This is a genomic window from Limoniibacter endophyticus (genome assembly GCF_014652835.1).
In the GTDB taxonomy this organism is placed as follows: domain Bacteria; phylum Pseudomonadota; class Alphaproteobacteria; order Rhizobiales; family Rhizobiaceae; genus Limoniibacter; species Limoniibacter endophyticus.
In genome coordinates this window covers 1-5,150 of record NZ_BMZO01000016.1, presented here as the reverse complement: position 1 = coordinate 5,150, position 5,150 = coordinate 1, and the positions used below count along the sequence as shown (strand labels likewise).

General features: G+C 50.7%; 7 protein-coding genes. 3 read left to right on the top strand and 4 right to left on the bottom strand.

Going from position 1 to position 5,150, the window contains the following annotated elements; all coding sequences use genetic code 11:
• Positions 1–777: 777 nt before the first annotated feature.
• Genes IE151_RS17525 through IE151_RS17515 form a run of 3 tightly spaced genes read left to right on the top strand, consistent with a single transcriptional unit; the run spans position 778 to position 2,091 of the window.
• Positions 778–1,104 (top strand): hypothetical protein, encoded by a 327-nt coding sequence (locus tag IE151_RS17525; RefSeq protein ID WP_050516389.1) that lies wholly within the window; start codon positions 778–780, stop codon positions 1,102–1,104.
• A 25-nt stretch (positions 1,105–1,129) separates the two neighbouring features.
• The gene (locus IE151_RS17520; RefSeq protein WP_023317533.1) at positions 1,130–1,675 is read left to right on the top strand and encodes a hypothetical protein; all 546 of its coding nucleotides are present in this window, start codon (positions 1,130–1,132) and stop codon (positions 1,673–1,675) included.
• Between the two features lie 20 nt (positions 1,676–1,695).
• Positions 1,696–2,091 (top strand): hypothetical protein, encoded by a 396-nt coding sequence (locus IE151_RS17515; protein ID WP_004198361.1) that lies wholly within the window; start codon positions 1,696–1,698, stop codon positions 2,089–2,091.
• Between the two features lie 69 nt (positions 2,092–2,160).
• Here the strand turns inward: IE151_RS17515 and IE151_RS17510 are convergent, their stop codons facing one another.
• From IE151_RS17510 to IE151_RS17485, 4 genes are all read right to left on the bottom strand, one after another.
• The gene (locus IE151_RS17510; RefSeq protein ID WP_012000841.1) at positions 2,161–2,376 is read right to left on the bottom strand and encodes a type II toxin-antitoxin system RelE family toxin; all 216 of its coding nucleotides are present in this window, start codon (positions 2,374–2,376) and stop codon (positions 2,161–2,163) included.
• A 34-nt stretch (positions 2,377–2,410) separates the two neighbouring features.
• Positions 2,411–2,635, bottom strand: a complete 225-nt coding sequence (relB, locus tag IE151_RS17505; RefSeq protein WP_000879771.1) for a type II toxin-antitoxin system RelB family antitoxin — start codon at positions 2,633–2,635, stop codon at positions 2,411–2,413.
• 547 nt (positions 2,636–3,182) lie between these two features.
• The gene (gene mbeA / locus IE151_RS18005; RefSeq protein ID WP_033556926.1) at positions 3,183–4,718 is read right to left on the bottom strand and encodes a plasmid mobilization relaxase MbeA; all 1,536 of its coding nucleotides are present in this window, start codon (positions 4,716–4,718) and stop codon (positions 3,183–3,185) included.
• A complete protein-coding gene (locus IE151_RS17485) occupies positions 4,708–5,016 on the bottom strand; it encodes a MobC family plasmid mobilization relaxosome protein (RefSeq protein WP_189493039.1) in 309 nt (102 codons plus the stop codon). Before IE151_RS17485 ends, mbeA begins: the two co-directional genes overlap by 11 nt.
• Between the last annotated feature and the right edge of the window lie 134 nt (positions 5,017–5,150).

Here is a 5,150-nt window from a genome sequence, read left to right as displayed (position 1 = left end):
TCCTCCTGTGCCTGACGCATCAGATTTGCCATCACTGCCGGATGCCAGGATCTTTTTTTTACGACGAGCGGCTTCTTCTTCGGCTTCTGCATTATCCCTCCTTCGCAAACGCCGGACGGCACGGAAAAGTTTTCCGGGTCGCTCCGGCGTTGGACAAGCGCCAGCGCGTCAGTGGTGTTAGCGGGTTTCGGGGCGCAGCCCTGAACCAGTCACAGCGTTTACGCTTGAGAGCACGATTCATGAAAGTGCCTCATGTGGCAGGTGTGATATGTGGCTCAGGAGCGTCCGCAATACCATGCACGGACAGATGAAATGACGCCTCCTCGCTCACTCGGTAGCTGCGCTCCTGCCGTTCGGCTGCGGCGGGCGTGACCGACTCACGGATAACGGGATAAAGCAAAGGCGCTCAAATCAGAAAGGGCCGGAGAAAAGGATGCGGCGTTGATATATACGAGAGAGATATTGAGAGGTCTTGAAGTGGGTGCCTAACTGCGGCTACACTGAAAGAACAGTTTTGGTATCTGCGGTCTCGTATACCCAGTTACCCGGTTAAGCAGTTCCCCAACTGACTTAACCTTCGATCAAACCGCCTCCCCATGATCGTCAGTTCTGTTATCCCCGGAGCTCCATCCATCCCACGGAAAAACACCCGCCACTGATGCCCTCAGCGCACTGCACATCATGTACAAACCACTCCCTCCCTCCTTTTTTATTGCGTTTCTTAATGCGCAATGGTAGCTTTGTGCGCAACAAAAAACGCAATAGCAAGGGGGGGTAATGAGAGAAAGAACAAATATCATGCTAGATATAGGATTAAAGCAATCCTTACAACGGCTTTCGAATAAAACCAAAATGAGTCTAAGTGATCTTATTAACCAGAGATTATCAGGTTCACTTTCAGTTGAAGAACGCATTGGCGAAAAGCCTGAATGGATGAGAAACCTTGATCCCTATCTCGCCAATCACTTTTCAAATATTGAGTTACCGCTCCCTTCACCATTAAAAGAATACCAAGAAAAAATGGATGAGATAGATTCAATTATTAATGACATGATGGTTCTAAAGGAATATTTCAGAGCTAAGTTTTACGACGAAATAAAATAGGCACGCTATACGGAGGCGGAGAATTATGTTTTTTAAACGGTATTTAACGGAGAAGGAAATATACAAGGCAGCACTCCCAATTGTTAGGCTTCAAGGGAGAGTTAACACTTCATTACGTTTTTTATCCAAATACTCAGATGTAAACAAAAATGGATTAATTGCATTGCATCTTAATTTATTACATTTTATCTCATACAACATACACGGTGTAGAGTCTCTGAAAATCACTCAAGCAGGCATAAACAAAGCTGTACAACAAAGCCCTCACGCAGATGAAATAAAAAATATTGCGCAGGCAATAGGACGCAAAGGACCTGAGTACATCGAAGGATTAATTAGAAACCCATGGGGGAAGAAAAATGATAATCCACTAATATTTATAATGAGCATTGAAGAAAGTATAAAAGAAACCCTTAACTCAGGTTATATGTTATATAGAGTAGCTCCCATAACTGAGGGTGAAGCAGCTGCTTTCATGGATGTTCTTAAACAATTATTATTATTTGAGGATAATTTTCGCCTTTTTGGTAGAGACTTGGTTTATAAAATAGAAAAATTAAAAATCAGATAACAAAGTATGGTGAACGAAAAATGAAAGAGAGGATAGTGAAATGTGTAATACCAAGATTCTCAACTATGTATTGGTTAATTGCGTTCCTAGCATTTATATTCCCCGGTCGATCTTTTGCTGACGGTTACACCGCTTACTACCGATGTAATGGTACTCAGGAAGCATCTCTTACTGTTAAAGATAACAAACTAAGTATGGTTGTAGGTCTTTCTAAGTTTAATAGGCAACTGGATACTTATAGATTCAAAGAAAAGGGAATCGAAGTAGTAATGCAGAGAGCTGCTTCTGATGATAACTCTGAGGCCATAATGTCTTTTATTATGCCTGACGTTAACAATATGACCTTATTAGTTAAAAATAACGGCTACATTATCGTTAAGACAACCTGCTGGTTAACTAAAACCGACAAACAGTAGAACACGTAGTTAGTCGAGTATTTACCATAATACCTGTTGTCGGCATCAAAAAAGCCCGCATAGCGGGCTTCAGTCGTAAACTTCGCGGCGATGTCCAATCGTGGCGGCAAGGATAACAAGCTCGTCATCTCGGATCTCACACAGAACGCGATAATCTCCCACCCGATAGCGCCAGAACTCGCCCAGCTCACCTTTGAGCGGCTTCCCTGACTGGCGAGGATCGGCAGCAACTGCAATGCGTAAACTCATAAAATCCACAATCCGTCGTGCGTTCTGTTTGTCCATCTTGCGTAACGATTTGAGCGCCCGATCGGAATAGTTAATCGTCCAGACCAAGTGACTTCCTCACGTCTTCAGACGAATGCACTGCTTCATCACCACGGCGAACGCGTGCAGCAGTTTCTGCTGAAAGATAATAATCCTCCAGGTCTTCCAGATGCGCCAGTATTGCTTCCCGCGCATAAAACGTCTTTGTTCTGCCGGTTTGCTTCGCCAGCGAGTCCAGACGGGACTCAATCTCATCAGATAACCGGATAGCAAGCATATAAACCTCCCGAACACCATTTGCTATACATGTATATCAACAGTACCACAATCAACCTAAAAGAACAAAAAATAATCTTGTTAGCCCCTCTTGATAATCCGTAACGCGGTCAATATATCTAGCTTGAGGGCTTTCCTCTTAACTATTGAAAGGATAACGATTATGGGTCTTAAGCCGGGTCCGAAACGAATTGCCGATTCAACAGGGGAACCTGATAAACGCCAGCGTGACAATAAAAAAACGCCGGGAAATACTGACAAATTGAAACCCAGCAAATCTTCAAAAAAATAAGTCAGTAGTTAAAAGCCCTCCGGGGCTTTTTTGTATCTGCCGTTCACGCTGATTAAACATAACACCCGTTGCCCGCACCGCCCCGGACGGGTTCGCCGCGAACGGGGTGGCAGTCAGGTAAAACCGGCAACAAACCACCCGATAAACCGCCCCGTTCGCGACAGATAAATTTTACCTGGCTGCATAGCCATGCAGCCAGGTGAATGACATCCGGTTTCAGCGTAAATGCCCGATGAGAACCCTGTTTTCCTGCATTTCAGCCCAGCGACGGACCGTCATAGCTTCGCTGCCGGGAACGCGCTTCCGTCAGTTCCTTTTCGTGCTGCCGTTGCTCGTGCGCCCGTTCTGCGGCCACGGCCATCTCATGACGCTGCACTACCGGCTCAAACGCTGCAGTTGCCCGCTCAAGCGTTCCACCTGCTGACTCAAGCGCGTCACGCGCTCGCTCAGCGCCGCGTTCTCCCGTTGCATAAGCCCTGACATTTTCCGCCATTCCCCGAAGGCGCTCTCCCACTCGTCCAGCCTTTTCGAGTAGTCCTGCTGTAGCTGCTCTAATGCGCTCAGCAACTGTTTTTCCAGCTCGGTCATCGGCACTTACTCCTTCACCAGTCTCAGCGCGTTCTGCTTCGACCGCCCGTTCCCGACCGTCCAGCTCTGCGTCCTGTCTACGGCCGTCCCCTTCGGCAGCACCAGAAAACGTCCGTTGCTGTCTTCCAGGTACGTCACGCCCCAGGTCTTCGCGTTCAGCTTCGACAGCGCTGCGTTCTGCCGGTCGATTTCGGCCAGATTTGACGCTATCAAGCTCCCCTGATACCACAACACCCCGCTCAGGCTGGCGAACAGCAGTCCTGACACCATCGTGATGGTCAGCCATGTCCGCCCGACCATACGCATCACGCTCAGGCGGTTCGACTGCATGGCCGCGCTCATACCCTGCTCGTGGGCGCGGATGGCGGCGCTGATTCTCTTCCCGCTTTCGCTCAGTTCCGCTCTGACAGACTTCTCGTGCTCGCTGAATGCGGCTTTCAGCATTTCGCCGGTACTCTGCTGCTGCGCTTTCGATTTCTGCTCTAAGTCCTTCGCCAGCGTTAAAAGACTGTTCATAGATGGCTCCCTTAAGTCGGATGTTTCGCCCTCCGTCCGGGTCGGCAATGCTGATGCTGCTCTTTGTGGTGCGCACGACCTCAAAACCTGCGCTTTCCAGCGCCTCAGTGACGTCCTGACGCGTTTTAAGCTCCCCTGACGAGGCGAGGGCCAGTAAGCCCCGCGTAATAGCCTCTGCGGCTTCCTGCTTCGTTTTGGGTAACGAAGATGGCGTCACCAGCGCGCGCCGGTTCTCCGGTGCGTTCGGGTCGTGCAGCCCCAGTCGCCCGTTCACCACGGTCTGCCACGCATCGATGCGCGGACGGTCTGCCCGGTCGTAGTACGGCTGGAGACGCCTGCCGGTCAGCAGTTCCGTGTTCGGTACCAGAAAATTCAGTTCCAGCCGCCCCTTGTCCCGGTGTTCAACCCACAGCACGCTGTACTGGTCTTTATCGAGTCCGGGCATCAGAACCCGCTCGAAGCTCGCCATCAGCTTTTCACGCTGGCCGGGCGGTAAATCCTGTTCAGCAAAAGACAGGACGCCGGAGGTGTACTTTTTGGCGTAGGGCGAGGCGTCGATAAGCTCCCGGACCTCCTCCGGCTTTCCCTGCAGGACGATGGCCCCGTCGCGCTGGCGGTCTTTCCCCAGCAGATAATCCACCGGCCCGGCACCGCCGCCTCGCCCTCGCGGATGAAACTTAACGATCATCGTCTGCCCCCTTTTCCAGCACGGCATGCCGCAGCCGCTCGAGTTCGGCATCAGCGCCTGACCACTGGCCGCCGTTAATTTTCCGGGCGATCTGGTTGAGGTTGTTCCCCATCCCGGCAAGCTGGCGCAGCAAAACCGGATCGATGGACGGCAGCCGCAACGACCGCGCCGGGCGCGTATCGAGACAGGTTTCCCGCATCCACACCGCCAGTTGCCTTCCATTGCAGCGCTCCAGCAGCTGCTGGTACTCCCCATCGGTCACCCGGATACCTAAAAAACGGGTACGCTTAACCGCCATCCTCTCCTCCGATATCCGCAAAATGTGACCGGGCTGAACGCTCAAGCTCTGCCATCTGCTCCCGGCGGTAATCTTCCTCCTGTGCCTGACGCATCAGATTTGCCATCACTGCCGGATGCCAGGATCTTTTTTTT